This is a genomic window from Microbulbifer donghaiensis (genome assembly GCF_900129095.1).
Classification (GTDB): Bacteria; Pseudomonadota; Gammaproteobacteria; order Pseudomonadales; family Cellvibrionaceae; genus Microbulbifer; species Microbulbifer donghaiensis.
The window spans coordinates 758,172-772,869 of the sequence record NZ_FQVA01000001.1 but is presented as its reverse complement, the minus strand read 5'-3'; the positions used below and the strand labels follow the sequence as shown (position 1 = coordinate 772,869).

The 14,698-nt window shown below is 58.4% G+C and carries 12 protein-coding genes; 8 read left to right on the top strand and 4 right to left on the bottom strand.

Annotated features, from left to right (window positions below; all coding sequences use genetic code 11):
• Positions 1 to 168 precede the first annotated feature (168 nt).
• The 4 genes from BUC36_RS03225 (at position 169) to BUC36_RS03210 (ending at position 4,537) form a co-directional block, all read left to right on the top strand.
• A complete protein-coding gene (locus BUC36_RS03225; RefSeq protein ID WP_159435971.1) occupies positions 169 to 1,011 on the top strand; it encodes an OmpW/AlkL family protein in 843 nt (280 codons plus the stop codon).
• Between the two features lie 282 nt (positions 1,012 to 1,293).
• Positions 1,294 to 2,637, top strand: a complete 1,344-nt coding sequence (locus BUC36_RS03220) for a glycosyltransferase family 4 protein (protein ID WP_073271377.1) — start codon at positions 1,294 to 1,296, stop codon at positions 2,635 to 2,637.
• Positions 2,637 to 3,425 (top strand): class I SAM-dependent methyltransferase, encoded by a 789-nt coding sequence (locus BUC36_RS03215; RefSeq protein WP_073271375.1) that lies wholly within the window; start codon positions 2,637 to 2,639, stop codon positions 3,423 to 3,425. The genes BUC36_RS03220 and BUC36_RS03215 overlap by 1 nt, the downstream gene beginning before the upstream one ends.
• Positions 3,422 to 4,537, top strand: coding sequence for a prenyltransferase/squalene oxidase repeat-containing protein (locus tag BUC36_RS03210; protein ID WP_073271373.1), 1,116 nt, complete (start codon positions 3,422 to 3,424; stop codon positions 4,535 to 4,537). Before BUC36_RS03215 ends, BUC36_RS03210 begins: the two co-directional genes overlap by 4 nt.
• Here the strand turns inward: BUC36_RS03210 and BUC36_RS03205 are convergent.
• On the bottom strand, positions 4,466 to 5,083 hold the full coding sequence (locus BUC36_RS03205; protein WP_073271371.1) for a class I SAM-dependent methyltransferase: 618 nt from the start codon (positions 5,081 to 5,083) through the stop codon (positions 4,466 to 4,468). The two genes, BUC36_RS03210 and BUC36_RS03205, sit on opposite strands and share 72 nt — an antisense overlap.
• A gap of 108 nt (positions 5,084 to 5,191) precedes the next feature.
• On the opposite strand from BUC36_RS03205, the gene BUC36_RS03200 reads away from it, so the two are divergent.
• Both BUC36_RS03200 and BUC36_RS03195 read left to right on the top strand, forming a co-directional pair.
• Positions 5,192 to 5,914: an acyltransferase gene (locus BUC36_RS03200; RefSeq protein ID WP_073271369.1), complete on the top strand. Its 723-nt coding sequence runs from the start codon at positions 5,192 to 5,194 to the stop codon at positions 5,912 to 5,914.
• 61 nt (positions 5,915 to 5,975) lie between these two features.
• Positions 5,976 to 6,488, top strand: a complete 513-nt coding sequence (locus tag BUC36_RS03195; RefSeq protein WP_073271367.1) for a shikimate kinase — start codon at positions 5,976 to 5,978, stop codon at positions 6,486 to 6,488.
• Positions 6,489 to 6,549: 61 nt separating this feature from the next.
• Here the strand turns inward: BUC36_RS03195 and BUC36_RS03190 are convergent, their stop codons facing one another.
• Positions 6,550 to 7,020, bottom strand: a complete 471-nt coding sequence (locus tag BUC36_RS03190) for an Lrp/AsnC family transcriptional regulator (protein ID WP_020413378.1) — start codon at positions 7,018 to 7,020, stop codon at positions 6,550 to 6,552.
• A gap of 274 nt (positions 7,021 to 7,294) precedes the next feature.
• Between BUC36_RS03190 and BUC36_RS03185 the strand changes: the two genes are divergently transcribed.
• A complete protein-coding gene (locus BUC36_RS03185; RefSeq protein ID WP_084535546.1) occupies positions 7,295 to 10,861 on the top strand; it encodes an indolepyruvate ferredoxin oxidoreductase family protein in 3,567 nt (1,188 codons plus the stop codon).
• A gap of 156 nt (positions 10,862 to 11,017) precedes the next feature.
• On the opposite strand, the gene BUC36_RS03180 is transcribed toward BUC36_RS03185, so the two are convergent.
• Both BUC36_RS03180 and BUC36_RS03175 read right to left on the bottom strand, forming a co-directional pair.
• The gene (locus tag BUC36_RS03180; protein WP_073271365.1) at positions 11,018 to 12,292 is read right to left on the bottom strand and encodes an OprO/OprP family phosphate-selective porin; all 1,275 of its coding nucleotides are present in this window, start codon (positions 12,290 to 12,292) and stop codon (positions 11,018 to 11,020) included.
• Between the two features lie 147 nt (positions 12,293 to 12,439).
• Positions 12,440 to 13,330, bottom strand: a complete 891-nt coding sequence (locus BUC36_RS03175; protein ID WP_073271363.1) for a TraB/GumN family protein — start codon at positions 13,328 to 13,330, stop codon at positions 12,440 to 12,442.
• 239 nt (positions 13,331 to 13,569) lie between these two features.
• On the opposite strand from BUC36_RS03175, the gene BUC36_RS03170 reads away from it, so the two are divergent.
• Complete coding sequence (locus BUC36_RS03170; protein ID WP_073271362.1) at positions 13,570 to 14,673, top strand: glycosyltransferase; 1,104 nt, start codon at positions 13,570 to 13,572, stop codon at positions 14,671 to 14,673.
• Positions 14,674 to 14,698: the final 25 nt, after the last annotated feature.

Genomic DNA, 14,698 nt, shown 5'->3' with positions numbered 1-14,698 from the left:
CCGCCACATGGCGGGCATTTTTTTTGTCCTTCCACTTTCTGTCAGAAATTCTTTCCTTATTTGCGCGCTCTAATTGGTACGCATTACTGCATACGGAGAATGCCTGCCTATACTGAAGTAACCGCGACTGCGGCGAAGGAGCTTTTCAGCGTTACAAGGAGTTACCCCATGAGATTGAAGTCTCTGCTCATCCCTCTGGCAATGGCGGGTTACGCCGGCTTCGCCGCCCACCCGGCCCTCGCCGGCCCCTCTGGATACCCTGCACCGCCCCCGCCTCAAGGTATTTACACCGCCGGTACCTTTATGGTGCGCATCGGTGCGTCCTTTGTGGATCCGGATGACGATGTCCTTTCTCACCGGCAGGTATTCGTTACCGACGATCCCACGACGGATCCAGTGGAAGCGGTGCCAGTTGACGTCTTCACCAAAGTGGATTTGGATGACGACACCACCTGGTATGTCAGTGGTGTCTGGCTACCGATTGAGCATTTTGGGATAGAACTCAATGTCAGCGTCGACGCCAACCTCGAAGCGACGCTGTTCTCTTCTGCAAGCACGGGCGGCGAATTTATCGGGTCATTCTCTGAACGTATCGGCGACTTCGATACCTATACCACCAGCCTCTATGCGAACTGGTACCCGATGAACCCGACCTGCCTGATTCAGCCGTATGTCGGCCTTGGTGTCAGCTACGTGGATATCGAGGAGGATTTCCTGCGGCCGGTATTCCGCGATGGCCGGGAAAGATTCGGGCTGGTCGATTTCGGCAGCGACTTCAACTGGACCGCTCAGGTTGGCGTGGACTTCAATTTCGGTCGCGACAGTGGCTGGCAGGTAAATCTCGCCGCCATGTATGTGCGGGCGCGGCCGGATATTTCTATCGGTTACGACACCGAGACATTTGTGCCGGGTTTTGGCGACAGCGTGATTCTCCCGGTGCGCGTCCGCGACGAATTGGACATGGATCCCTGGATTGTCAATCTCGGCGTAGGTTACCGGTTCAGCTTTTGATCAGTCCGGTATAAAAAATGAGGCAGGTGGATGACCCTGGATATCCACCTGCCTTTTGTATTTCCGGTGTGAGTCGGTCGCGATCGGCACAAGAAGCCGTGAGTGGACAGATTCTGCCTAGCAGTCATTTCCGCGCCAGTGTATTCTTCGCTTTCGCCAGCTCTGGTTCTGTGAGTAGTTAAACAAGTGGCTGCGCGGCCGCCTCAATACGTGAAGTGTGGCATCGCAGTTTGGATACTTTGTATTCACGGGACCCGATAAAACAATGCAAATGGGGAAGCTATGACCGCCTTGGGGAATTGTACAGACGGTCCATCGGTTGCGAGCTCGCGGCCTCTCAAAATATGCCTGCTGGGCTATCGCAGCCATCCTTATTGTGGCGGGCAGGGCGTCTACCTTAACTATCTGAGCAAGGCGCTGGTGGATGCCGGTCACTCTGTGGACGTGATTTCCGGACAGCCCTACCCGGAATTGGATCCCCGCGTAAAGCTGATCAAGATGCCTGGGCTCAACCTGTTTGAGGTGGAGCATCCAACCCGAGCCCTGACGCTCAGGCACTTGTTGTCGTGGACAGATTTTATCGAGTGGTGGGGCAAGTTGACCGGTGGGTTTGCCGAACCCTATACCTTCGGTCGCCGTGTGGCCAAATACCTGCGCAGGCACGGACGTCACTACGATATCGTGCACGACAACCAGTCTCTTTGTTACGGCTTGCAGGACATCGAGCGGAGCGGCCTGCCGGTCGTCGCAACCATTCACCACCCGATAACCCGTGATCGCCAGTTGGCTCTGGACGCCGCCCCGGACTGGCGTTTCCGGTTGCTTGTGCGCCGCTGGTACAGCTTTCTGGGCATGCAGACCAAAGTGGCGCGGAAGCTGCGACATATCGTTACGGTATCCCGCCAGTCCGAGCGGGATATCATCGAGCAGTTCGGAGTCGACCCCCGGGACATTCACCTGATTTACAACGGCATCGACACCGAAGTTTTCCGACCGCAGCCGCATATCGAGCGCCTGCCGCTGCGCGTCATGACAACCGCCTCGGCGGATCAGCCCCTGAAAGGATTGCGTTTCCTGCTGAACGCCATGGCTGAGTTACGCGAACAATTCCCGGGCCTTGAATTACTGGTTGTGGGTCGCCTGCAGGAGGGCGGTGCTACCGAGCAGCTGCTGAGTCGGCTGCAGTTGCAGGACCGGGTCAAATTTGTATCCGGCATTTCGAACCAGCAACTGGTCGAATACTACGCGCAGGCCAGTGTGGTGGTATGCCCGTCCCTGTATGAGGGCTTCGGTCTGCCGGCAGGTGAGGCGATGGCGTGTGGGGTACCGGTAATCTCCAGCGATGGCGGTGCACTGCCAGAAGTCGTTGGTGACGCCGGCATTGTTGTACCTGCCGGTGACGGCAAGGCATTGGCCCGGGCGCTGCAGACCCTCCTAACCGACGAGGCCCAGCGTGCCCAGTTGGCGGAAAAGGGCAGGGCGCGCATCCTGCAGCAGTTTTCCTGGCGACTGGCGGCGTCGCGGCTGGTGGATTACTACCGGCGGATTCTCGGCGAACCGCAAGTCAAGGCGCTGCCTAAGTCCGTTGTGCGGACGGCAGACGCCAGCGGCGCGGAGGCGGCCTGATGATTACGGTCGATCCGCGGCAGCTGAAGCTGGAGCCGGGGCAGAAAGTACTGGATCTCGGCTGTGGCGAGGGTCGCCACGCCATCCACTTGTTGATTTCGGAGGCGATAGATATCGTCGCCGTCGACCTGAATATCGCCGATGTGCGCACTGCCTGCGAGCGCGCCCAGCCGTTTGCCGAGCAGCAGCAGACCCGTGGGCGCTTGCTGTTCAGCGTGGCAAATGGGTTGCAGCTGCCGTTTGCGGAAGGCACTTTTGATGTGGTGATCTGCTCCGAGGTGTTGGAGCACATAGAGGATTACCGGGCGGTACTTGCCGAGATCGACCGCGTCCTGAAGCCGGGTGGCATTTTTGCCGCAAGCGTACCGACGTTTCTCCCCGAGTGGATTTGTTGGCAGCTCAGCGATGAGTACCACCAGGTCGAAGGGGGGCATATTCGTATTTTCCGAGAGCGCGAATTGCGCAGCAGTATTGAACGACTCGGCCACAGCTTCTTTGCCCGACACAAGGCGCATGCTTTGCACTCGCCTTACTGGTGGCTGAAGTGCTGGCTCTGGGACAGGCCGGAGTCCCGTGTGTTGGCCGCCTATCACCGGATGCTGGTTTGGGATCTGATGCAAAAGCCGTTCTTAACGCGGGCACTGGAAAAGCTGTTGAATCCATTTTTGGGCAAAAGCATCGTGCTCTATTTCGTTAAGCCGCAGTCGTCTCCGGTTGCGGCGGAGATAATCACAGAAGTTATGGGCGAAACCGACACTCCAGCGGTTGCAGTGGAGGTGCAGTCTTGAACGATCTGGCGATAACCCGCTCTGGCGACGCGGCGCTGTTTCCGCTGGGGTTTGTGCGAAACAGTGCGGATTATATTCTTTCGCAACAGCTGGAAGATGGTTCTATTCCCTGGTTCGAAGGCGGCTACGCAGATCCCTGGGATCATGTGGAAGCGGCCATGGGGCTCAGTATTGCCGGTGAGTTTGCCGCGGCAGAAAGGGCCTATCGGTGGCTGGCAGATATCCAGCTGCAGGACGGCAGCTGGTGGGCGGCGTACAAGGATGGTGCGGTGCACAATCGCGAGCGCCGCGAGAGCAATTTTGTAGCCTATGTCGCTACCGGTATCTGGCATCACTACCTGATTACCGATGATGTGAATTTCCTGCATCGGTACTGGCCGACGGTTGATAAGGCCGTGGAGTTTGTACTCGGCCTGCAGACCGAGCACGGGGAAATCCACTGGGCAGTCGACAGTGACAACGTAGCGAGAGAAGATGCGCTGATTACCGGCTGCTCTTCGATCTATAAGAGCCTGGAGTGTGCGATCAATATCGCCTGCACTCTCGGGTATTCCCGCCCACATTGGCTTAGCGGAAGAGTCGCCCTGGGCGCGGCACTGAGGGAGAAACCCCATCGCTTTGATCGCACATGGGAGAGCAAGGCGCGCTTCTCGATGGACTGGTTCTATCCGGTGCTGACCGGAGTGTTTGCCGGCAGCGCTGCGCGGGCACGGCTGCGGAAAAAATGGGATGAATTTGTGGTGGCGGGGCTTGGTTGCCGCTGTGTCAACGACGAGCCCTGGGTAACGGTGGCGGAATCCTGTGAGTTGACGATGGCCCTGGTCGCTGCGGGAGAATCGGGCCGCGCAGCGAAACTGTACCGCGGATTGCATCGCTGGCAGGACTGCGATGGCGGTTACTGGACCGGTTACGTGTACCGTGACAAGGCAATATGGCCGGAAGAGAAAACCACCTGGACGGTGGGGGCGATGTTGCTGGCAGCTGACGCGCTCGCCGGCTTGACTCCGGCGAGAGGGCTCTTTACCTCGGTGCGACTAGTGTCAGACCCGGCGCAGGACGCCGAGAGTGTCGACTGTCTCCACCAGCTCGAACTGAGCGGAAGCCAGGGCTAGTTTGTAAATGTCGTAGGGGGCCTGCCCGCCGTCTTCCGGGTCCGGAAAAATATCGTGAATGGCCAGATATCCGCCGGGCACGATATGGCGGGACCAGCTGCGGTAGTCAGTCATGGCTGCTTCCAGTGAATGGCCGCCGTCAATAAAGACAAGGCCTAGTGGCGTATTCCAGCAGCGCGCTGCCACCGCTGAGGGGGCGACGACGGGTACTACCCACTCTTCCAGTTGCGCCGCGCGGATGTTTGTGCGGAAGGTGCGAAAGCTGTCCATCTGCTGGGCATTATCGTCAAAGAGTTCCGGATCGTGGTATTCCTCTCCGGGTTGGTGCTCTTCGGAGCCGCGGTGGTGGTCAACTGCGAAAAGTACGTTGTCGGTCAGCTTGCAGGCGGAGGCGAGATAGATGCTCGATTTGCCGCAGTAGCTTCCGACCTCGAGGCAGGGGCCAAGTTCGCTGGCTTCGGCTGCCAGGTGAAAAAGTGCTTCGCCTTCGTGGGCGGCCAGAAAACCCTTGATACTGTGGATGTCGATGGGCAGCTTGATAGACATATGTTACCGCTCGTTATATGTAGTTTTCCCAAACACTAAACCGCCACATTGATAAAAGCAATTGTGAATTTCAGGGCGGAAAATTTGCATAAAAATCGGATCTGAGAAATGCGCAAGGATCATCGACCCTACTGGCTTAAGCATTGGCTCGTGCGCTTTCGTAAATGGCGTACACGCTATTTCCTGTTGCCTCAGTTCGATGCCATAGGTGTAGAGCCGGAAATTATGGATCCGGGCTCGGTGCATGTCTTCGGTCGCAACATTGTCCTGGGAAATTATCCCCACCTGATTTCCACGCCGGATAACTGCATCCGTTTCACCACGCTCGGCCACCGCGGGGGCGATGCCTTTATTACCATTGGTGATTATGTCTTGATCTCGCCCGGTGTGCGTATTTCTGCAGCGGAGTCCATCACCATCGGTGATGCCTGCATGATTGCCGCCAACGTCTATATTTCCGATTCCGACTGGCACGGGCTCTACAATCGCACGCGACCCTTCCGCTGTACGGCGCCGGTGAAACTGGGTAACAACGTCTGGATCGGCGATAGTGCAATCATCTGCAAGGGCGTCAGCATAGGTGACAATTCTGTCGTAGGCGCTGGCAGTGTGGTGACCAAAGATGTGCCTGCAAACACGGTGGTGGCCGGGAATCCGGCGCACGAAATTAAGAAAATCAATCCCGGGCGGAGAATGATCACCCGCGAAGCGCTGTTTGCCGATGCCTTTCGCCAGGCGCACAACCTGGATGAACTGGACCGCATGTTAATGGACGGCAATTCGCTGCGGGGCTGGCTGCGGGCTTTGCTATTGCCGCGGCGGGGAGACTGAGAGGGCCACAAAGGTTTCAGCGGTAACTGACTGCGGTGAATTGTCGTAATAAACTGTCGCAATGAAACAAAACAAAAGTATTGTACTGATCGGTATGCCGGGCGCCGGCAAGAGTACGCTGGGGGTATTGCTGGCAAAGGAGCTGGCGCTGGATTTTGTCGATACCGATGTGATGATCCAGTTGCGTGAAGGCAAGACTCTGCAGGACATCATGGACGAGACCGATTACCTGAACCTGCGGCGTATTGAGGGGGATGTGCTCTCGAACGCTGAGCTGCCCAATCACGTTATTGCCACCGGCGGCAGCGCCGTATACAGCGAAGAGGGGATGGCAAATCTCCAGCGTTTTGGTCCCGTCGTCTTTCTGGATTGTTCTGCGGACGAGCTGCGCCGGCGCATTCACAATTATGAAAGCCGCGGCATCGCCATGGCGCCGGGGCAGTCGTTCGAGGAGTTGTTCGCCGAGCGCCAGGCGCTGTATCGCAAGTACGCGGATATTACCGTAAGTTGTGATGGCAGCGATCTGCAGCAGGTGGTGGATCGTGTACTGCAGGAATTGCAGGAGCAGGACTAAAGCGGCGAATGGTTCGGCAGGGGCGAATCGGGGATTCGCCCCTGTGATTGGAGGGGCGGACTTACAGTGGCAACTGGGTGGTGTACTTCACCTGTTTCAGGGCAAAGGTGGAATTGACCGAGGCCACGTTCGGCAGATGTACCAGCGAGCGCTTCAGCAGTTGCTCATAGTGTTCGACGCTGTCCACGACCACGCGCAGTACGTAGTCCTTGTCGCCACTGGTGGAGTAACACTCGACGACTTCCTGGACATCCTGCACTGCCGATTCGAAGTTGTTCAGTGACTCCTCGTCGTGGTTGTGTATAGTGACGTAGCAGTATACTGTGACCCCGAGGTCGAGTTTACGGGGGTCGAGCAGGGTGACGCGTCCGCGGATAATTCCCTCGGCCTCCAGGCGTTTGATCCGGCGCCAGCAGGGAGTGTGGGAAAGGCCCACTTTGTCTCCGAGTTCCGCCATGGAATAATCGGCGTTCTCCTGCAGCGCTCGCAGAATCTTGCGGTCAAAATCATCCAGGTCTGTCGAACGCTTCATATAAACTCCTATCCTACAAAAAATAATCTGTTCGAGATGTTTATCATAATTTTACGCGCAAATGCGTAAATAAAGCAATGCTCTATTGCGCTTAACGCACTAGTATGACCTGACCAGCTCGTCGCAGGCTGGACACTTCTTGTGATTACCCGCCAGCTGCTCCAGCGGGCCCGGGTACGGAAGCTGTCGGCGGCTGATGGCGATCAGGCCGGAAGAATAACGACCAATAACTCGATCTCGGAATCGAGCTGAATAGACAACCGGAAGTAGGCGTATGAGTGAGAAAGTAAACAATCCGCAGGGCGCGGCCCAGTCCCGGGAAGGCGGCCAGGCAAAGCGGATCTCCCTGGATGATCGCTTCACCACCCTGAAGGGCCGCGTGTTGCTGTCCGGGATCCAGGCCCTGGTGCGCCTGCCCATCGACCAGATGCGCATGGATAAGTCCCGCGGTCTCAATACTGCCACGTTCATTTCCGGTTACCGCGGATCTCCCCTTGGTGGCTACGACCAGCAGTTATCCCGCGCGAAAAAGCTTCTCGATCAGCACAATATCCGCTTCCAGCCCGGCGTTAACGAAGAGCTGGCGGCAACCGCCGTCTGGGGCTCGCAGCAGGTAGGCCTGTTTGAAGGCGCGCAAGTGGATGGTGTCTGCGGTATCTGGTACGGCAAGACCCCCGGTGTTGACCGCTCCTGTGATGCCTTCCGCCATGCCAATGCGGCCGGCTCCTCGCCGAAAGGCGGTGCGTTGATCGTCGCCGGGGACGACCACGGCTGTAAGTCCTCTTCCTACCCGGGGCAGTCCGAATTCGCCTTTGTCGATATGCATATCCCGGTGCTGAACCCTGCCACCGTGCAGGAAGTGCTGGACTACGGCCACTACGGTTTCGAGCTTTCCCGCTTCAGCGGCTGCTGGGTGGCGATGATTACCCTGGCGGAAAATATGGACAGTTCCGCGACCGTCGACGTGGATCCCGAGCGGGTACAGTTTGCCTATCCGGAGATTGAGCGCCCGGAGGGCGGCCTGAATATCCGCAAGCAGGACAATCCCCTGGAGCAGGAAGAACGCCTGTGGCGCTACAAGCGCCCGGCCGCCTTGGCTTTTGCTCGCGCCAACAACCTCAACAAGGTGGTGCTGGAAAACTCCGACGCGACTCTGGGGATCGTCACCACTGGCAAGGCCCACCTCGACCTGATGCAGGCCTTCGAGGATATGGGCATCGACGAACAGAAGGCGAAAGCGCTCGGTATCCGCATTCTCAAGGTCGGTATGACCTATCCGCTGGATGTGCCCGGTATTCAGGAGTTTGCCCGGGGGCTGGATACGCTGCTGGTATTGGAAGAGAAGCGCAGCCTGATGGAAGTACAGCTGAAAGAAGAGCTGTACAACGTGCACCAGAAAGACCCGCATTTCCCACGCATTCTCGGCAAGGTCGACGAACACGATCGCGCGCTGATGCCGATGTATGGCGAACTGTCGCCGGCCATCGTGACTCAGGTACTGGGCAAAGTACTGGGCGATGCCAAACTGGGCGAGCGCGCCAAGCACCGCCTGATGCGTCTCAATGCGCTGGCGGAGCGCATTTCGCAGCAGGCGGGTTCCAGCGTTTCGCGCCTGCCGATGTTCTGTGCAGGCTGTCCGCACAACCGCTCCACCAAGGTGCCGGAGGGCAGCCGCGCGCTGGCCGGTATCGGCTGCCACTATATGGCGCAATGGCTGGATCGCGAGACCTATACCTTTACCCAGATGGGCGCCGAGGGCGTTAACTGGGTTGGCCAGGCACCATTTACCCGTGAAAAACATGTCTTTGTGAACCTGGGTGACGGCACCTATTTCCATTCGGGCGTTCTCGCCATCCGCGCGTCCGTCGCGGCGAAGGTGAATATCACCTACAAGATCCTGTTCAACGACGCCGTGGCCATGACCGGCGGCCAGCCCCACGACGGCGAGCTGGCACCGGACATGATCTGTCGCCAGGTGCTGGCGGAGGGTGTGAACAAGGTCGTGCTGGTCATGGATAACCCGGACAAGTACAAGGGCGCACTGACTTTCCCGAGCGAAGTGACGATTCGTCATCGCGACCACTTGCCGGTGGTGATGAAGGAGTTGCGCGAAACCGAAGGCGTTACGGTCATTATCTACGACCAGACCTGCGCTACCGAGCTGCGCCGCAAGCGCAAGCGCGGCCTGCTGCCGAAAGCGGAAGGGCGCCCGTTTATCAACGAGCTGGTGTGTGAGGGCTGCGGTGACTGTGTGCAGCAGTCGAGCTGTATTGCGGTGGAAAAAGTCGACACGGCCCTTGGCGACAAGCGCCGGATCAACCAGACCGGCTGCAACCAGGATATGTCCTGTGTTAACGGTTTCTGTCCGTCCTTCGTTACCGTGAAGGGCGGCAAGCTGGCCAAGCGCGCTGGTGTTGGCGATGTGCTGCGCACCGAGGCGGACAAGTTGCCGGTGCCGCAACTGCCGGCGCTGGCCGAGCCGTACAACCTGCTGGTCACCGGCGTCGGTGGCACCGGTGTCGTTACCATCGGCGCGCTGCTGGCAATGGCCGCCCACATCGAAGGCAAGGCCAGCAGCACCCTCGACCAGACCGGTCTGGCGCAGAAGGGTGGTGCGGTCTATTCGCACGTGCGCTTTGCCGCCGAACCGGAGGCGCTACAGGCCGTGCGCATTTCCGATGGCCGCGCCGACGCCCTGATGGCCTGTGACCTGATCGCGGCGGGCAACCTGGCTGCCTGTCTGGCCAAGCTGGATGAGACGCACAGCCGCGCGGTGGTGAACACCCACCTGAGCCCGACGGCTGCTTCGGTACTCGGTCGCGAAGATGTGCATTCGCCGCAGGCGGTACTGGATACTCTAAGCGGTGCGGTCAAAGAGCTGGAGGCGGTGGAAGCCCACAAGCTCACCAGTGCTGCCCTGGGCGATACACTGGCGGCAAACATTTTCATGCTCGGCTACGCCTGGCAGAAGGGGCTGCTGCCGTTGCAGCAGGAATCCCTGCTGCAGGCCATCGAGCTGAACGGGGTGGCGATCGAGGGTAACCTGCAGGGCTTTGCCGCCGGCCGTCTGGCGGCAGCTGATCGCGTGGCATTGGATGCGCTGCTGGCGAGCGACGAGGAAGTGATTGAACTGCCGCGCACTCTGGAAGAGATCGTTGCGCACCGTTGCGAGCATTTGACCGGCTACCAGAATGTCGAGCTGGCGCAGCGCTACCGCGCCCTGGTGGATAAGGTCAAGGCCGCGGAAATTCTCAAGGTGCCCGGCAGCGAGGCGCTGGCTGAAGTGGTCGCGCGCTACTACGCGAAATTGCTGGCCTACAAGGACGAGTACGAGGTGGCCCGTCTGTATACCGATGGCCGCTTTACCAAGGCACTGGAGGAAAACTTTGCCGGCGACTTCGAGCTGGAGTTCAATCTGGCACCGCCGTTGCTGGCGCCGTTCGACAAGGCCCTGGGGCGCCCGCGCAAGATGAAGTTCGGCGGCTGGATGCACAAGGCGTTCGGCCTGCTGGCTCGACTGAAATTCCTGCGCGGCACCGCGTTGGATATTTTCGGCTACACCGCGGAGCGCAAGATGGAGCGGGGTCTTATCGGTGAATACGAGCAGCTGGTAAACCGGGTAATCGGCGAGCTGAATGCCGAAAACCACGCGGCGGCGATTGATCTACTCAGCTATCCCGATGAAATTCGCGGTTACGGCGTGGTCAAAGACGCTAACCTGGAAAAAGTGAAGAAAGTGCGCGATGCGGCGCTGCTGCGTTTCGAGAATCCAGCGGCAGACCTGGATGAGGTGACGCCGGTAGAGGTCTTCGACCCGGCCAAGGCACAGCAGGTGGGGTAAAGAAATGCGGAATGCGGAATGACGAGTGCGGAATACGCGAATGAGCATCGTGTATTCCGCTGGAGCGGGGGCCGCGCCCAAGTTTCGCAAGGGGCGGCTCGGCGGTTAGGCCCGGGTGCCACACGCTGTTCCGCATTCTGCATTCCGCATTCCGCATCACCAGCTTGCCTGGGCGCGAAACGCCATTTGGTTGGTGTCGTCGCCGGTAAAGTCATCATCTCCCAATACAATATTGAACATAAAGCGCACTCGCGGGTTGAAGTAGAAGTTGACCCCGAGTCGCAGGTTGCTCGCTTCCAGCTTGCGGATATCCTTGTTCTCGATGGTTTCGTAGCGCGCAGTGAGTTCCCAGGCACCCCAGTCGCTGTGTGGTTTTACTGACTTGAACACGCCTTTTTTGCTGTCGTAGGGCTTGTGTTCACCGGTAATCACCCAGCTCCCCATGACATACCAGGTGCGCACATCCTGGCCGCCGATAAAGCAACCAAAATCCGGGTCGCAGTCGAAGGTTGGTGGCGCGCCGAAGAAATCGTCGAAGACCTCTTCGGACAGGAAGTAGTCCCCGTCAAAATCCCCATAAACATACTCCGCCTGCCCGTACAGCGGACCATAGGTCCCGGCCAGTTCCAGCCCTATGGTGCCAACGCTGCCGCCGTGTTCGCCGAAGAAAAACTCATCATCGACGAAATCATCAAAGAAAAACTCCCGGTCGCCCGGCGTCAGTGATATGAGCTGGCTGGGGCCGCGCCGCCCCGCGTAACTGACATCTGCCACCAGCGGATTCGAGTTGCGGTTGGCGTTTTCGTAGCTTCCGTAAATCCCCAGGTGCAGCGTACTGATTTCGTCATTGACCGGCGCCCAGGTAAAGCGCCCGGCGGCGCCGACGCCCTCATTGCGCGGCCCGCCGGGATCGCGCAAGTTGAACGCCATGGCGCCAAAGGTATAGCAGTCCCAGTGCGTGAGCCAGCCGACACCCTGTTGCCGTCCACGATCGGCGTAGATACCGCTGGCTGAGGCGAAGGAACGCTCCATCATTGTGATTTCATTGGAGCTGGTCAGCTCGTTGATGGAGCGGTAGGGCTTGAAGTTGCCGATGGTCAGTTTGCCGCCCAGGACCTCGGTGGCGATATAGACGTCGCGCATTCCGCCGGTGCCGCTGGAGGCGAAGTCCCGTTCCAGCTTGTATTCCCACTCCCACAATTTGCCTTTCATGGCCAGCCGGGCGCGGCGAAATTCGGTAGTGCTGACAGGGTCTTCGATATCCCGGTCGAATAGGTAGGTGTCAAAGTGGATGCGGCCGCCTAACTCGGCGGAGAAGTTGCCGTCATCCGAGGTGATTTTCAGTCCGCCTTTGGTTTCCGCCTCGTCGGCCAGCGCTGGATGGATAATGGACGCGCCGACCAAGGCGCATATTAAAGCGAAGCGGCACATTGAATACCTCCCTGTATGCCAACCCTGCCACTGCTTGGGTAAACGATGCTTTTCGAGTTTAGCAATAACAGGAGGCGTCGCCTTGCCGCTCGGCCAATTCAACAAATAATTAATATCAGTTTGTTGCGGGGCGTGCCAAGAAGGGGATCACAGCCGTTGCAATTCGTACCCCTGCTTTCTCAGCAGGGCAATGACACTTTCATCACCGAGTAAATGGCCGGCGCCGACGACGACAAACAGTGATTTGTATGTGGGTGAGCTGCCCGCAATTTTTTCTGCCATTGCGCGGTTGCGCCGAAAAAATAGCGTCTCGTAGAGCGGCCGGTATTCGGGGTGTTCTTGCAGGCTGTCGGCGATAATGAGTTGGTACAGGGCTTCGCCATCGCCACGTTTCCAGGCGCTGGTCATACGCGGCACAAAAGTCTGCATATCCTCCAATTGTTCCAGTGTCTGCTGCAGTAACAAGCTCGGATTTTCCAGGTCATTCAACAGCTGTAACTGCTGCAGTACACCTTCGAGTTCCACGATCGGCTTGCCATCACGTTTGGCTTTCTTGAGGAAATGGCGATCGATGCCCAGTCGGGGGTCCAGTCCCAGGGCCTGCATTTCCACCATGCTGATAGAGATCATGGCGATGGCCGGGCGTTGGCGAACAAACACCGGTTCCGGTAGCCGGCGCTGCTGAAGCCAGGATCGAAGCTGCTGGTACACGGCGGGTGACAGGTCATCGCGCAGGCTGCGATCCCCCTGGTAAAGCGATTCCAGCATTATCTGCTGTTGAAGTGCCATATCGCTCTCTGCGGCAACGATATCGGCTTCCACGACGAGGGCATCACTCTCGGCGTAGGCGCGTTCGATTTGCGAGCGCAGCGGGTAGAAATCGGCGGTGGCCAGGTGCACGGAGCCGAGAAGGAAAATGGTTTGGCCCGCCTTGTCCGCCCGCCAGAAAATACCCCGATCGTTTTCCGCCGCATTGGCGACTGCGGCGAACAACAGGAAAAAGGCAAGTAATGGCTGCAAAAGGTAACGGTTTGGCATTCATATTTCCTGAAGGTGGCGACTGACGTATCATCTTAGCACCCATCTGACGAGGCTACCTGCCGACTGCCGCGCCGCAAGGAGCTTAAAGGGGGCTTAAAGGGAGCTTGGTTGCCAACTGAGTCTGTGCTTCGGCCGCTAAATCCCATGGCGGAATTGAGTTTTGTGCGAAATGCACTGGGCGCGGGTGTGGAAGGGTTGCAGAATAGTTCAGATTTCACTGAGTTCACGGTGGTTGATTGAAAATCGTACAAATATTGCCTGATCTTGAGGCGGATATTGCGGGCAAGGCGGCAGTGGATTTTGCCCATGAGTTGGTCCGGTTGGGGCATGAGTCCATCGTGATTTCCGGTGGTGGTGAGTTGGTTGCGCGCCTGACATTGCGCGGCAGCCAGCATATTCAGATGCCCTTCCAAAAAAAATCTGTATGGTCCCTGAGGCTGGCGGGGCGGCTGCGCCGTCTCCTGCAGGAACTGCAAGCTGACGTCGTTCATGTCAATTCGTATATCCCCGCCCGGATAACCCTGCGCGCCTGGCGCGGTATGCCGGAAGAGTTGCGCCCGCGGCTTGTCACCGGTGCAGCGGATATTTACCCGAGAAACTCTCACAACGGAATCATCGCTTCCGGTGAGCGTGTCATTGCGACTTCGCGGCGGATGGCCGATCAACTGCAGGAGCGCTGCGGGCATAATTTGCGCACTTCGCCGCAGGTCGTTCACCGCGGTGTGAATACCAGAGAGTTTGATCGCCAGGCCCCTATCTCCGGTCACTGGCAATTGCGCCTGCTTAACCATTATCCGCAATTGGAGGGGAAGAACTGGTTGCTGATGCCGGCATCCCTGTCGCCGGAGAACGAACAGGCTACTTTCCTGCAGGTGCTTGCAACGCTGTCCAGACAGCGCGAGGACGTATTCGGGCTCGTGGTCGGCTCCGCGGGTAAGGATGGCGAGAAATATGCGCGAAAACTGGAGCAGCAGGCACTGGACCTGGGGCTGAGCGACAAGGTGCTGTTTCTCGGTGAGCGACGCGATATGCGGGAGTTGTACGCCAGCTCGCAGATCACTTACCAGTTCAGTGCGGACAACGATAGCAGCGCGATCATAGCTGCCGAAGCCCTGGCGATGAATTGTCCGGTAATCGCCTATGAAGATGGCGGCGCGGCGGAAGTGCTGCAGCAGTGCTTTCCTCAGGGACTGGTTGCACGCAACAATATGGACGCCCTGGTGCAGGCCAGCCTGCAGATTCTAGCGCGCCCCCAGCCGATCGCCTTTCGTGGTTTCAGCCACGAGGATTCGGCGGCCAAGACGCTGGCTGTTTATCGCGAACTGTGCGAAACGGTCTGACCTCAAACGCCTATATGACGGAATG

Bases quoted from the DNA above. Each gene is read 5' to 3' on its own strand.
- BUC36_RS03185 (WP_084535546.1), top strand. From the start codon at position 7,295: ATGAGTGAGAAAGTAAACAATCCGCAGGGCGCGGCCCAGTCCCGGGAA.
- BUC36_RS03215 (WP_073271375.1), top strand. From the start codon at position 2,637: ATGATTACGGTCGATCCGCGGCAGCTGAAGCTGGAGCCGGGGCAGAAA.
- BUC36_RS03195 (WP_073271367.1), top strand. From the start codon at position 5,976: ATGAAACAAAACAAAAGTATTGTACTGATCGGTATGCCGGGCGCCGGC.
- BUC36_RS03225 (WP_159435971.1), top strand. From the start codon at position 169: ATGAGATTGAAGTCTCTGCTCATCCCTCTGGCAATGGCGGGTTACGCC.
- BUC36_RS03200 (WP_073271369.1), top strand. From the start codon at position 5,192: ATGCGCAAGGATCATCGACCCTACTGGCTTAAGCATTGGCTCGTGCGC.
- BUC36_RS03205 (WP_073271371.1), bottom strand. From the start codon at position 5,083: ATGTCTATCAAGCTGCCCATCGACATCCACAGTATCAAGGGTTTTCTG.
- BUC36_RS03220 (WP_073271377.1), top strand. From the start codon at position 1,294: ATGACCGCCTTGGGGAATTGTACAGACGGTCCATCGGTTGCGAGCTCG.
- BUC36_RS03175 (WP_073271363.1), bottom strand. From the start codon at position 13,330: ATGCCAAACCGTTACCTTTTGCAGCCATTACTTGCCTTTTTCCTGTTG.
- BUC36_RS03180 (WP_073271365.1), bottom strand. From the start codon at position 12,292: ATGTGCCGCTTCGCTTTAATATGCGCCTTGGTCGGCGCGTCCATTATC.
- BUC36_RS03190 (WP_020413378.1), bottom strand. From the start codon at position 7,020: ATGAAGCGTTCGACAGACCTGGATGATTTTGACCGCAAGATTCTGCGA.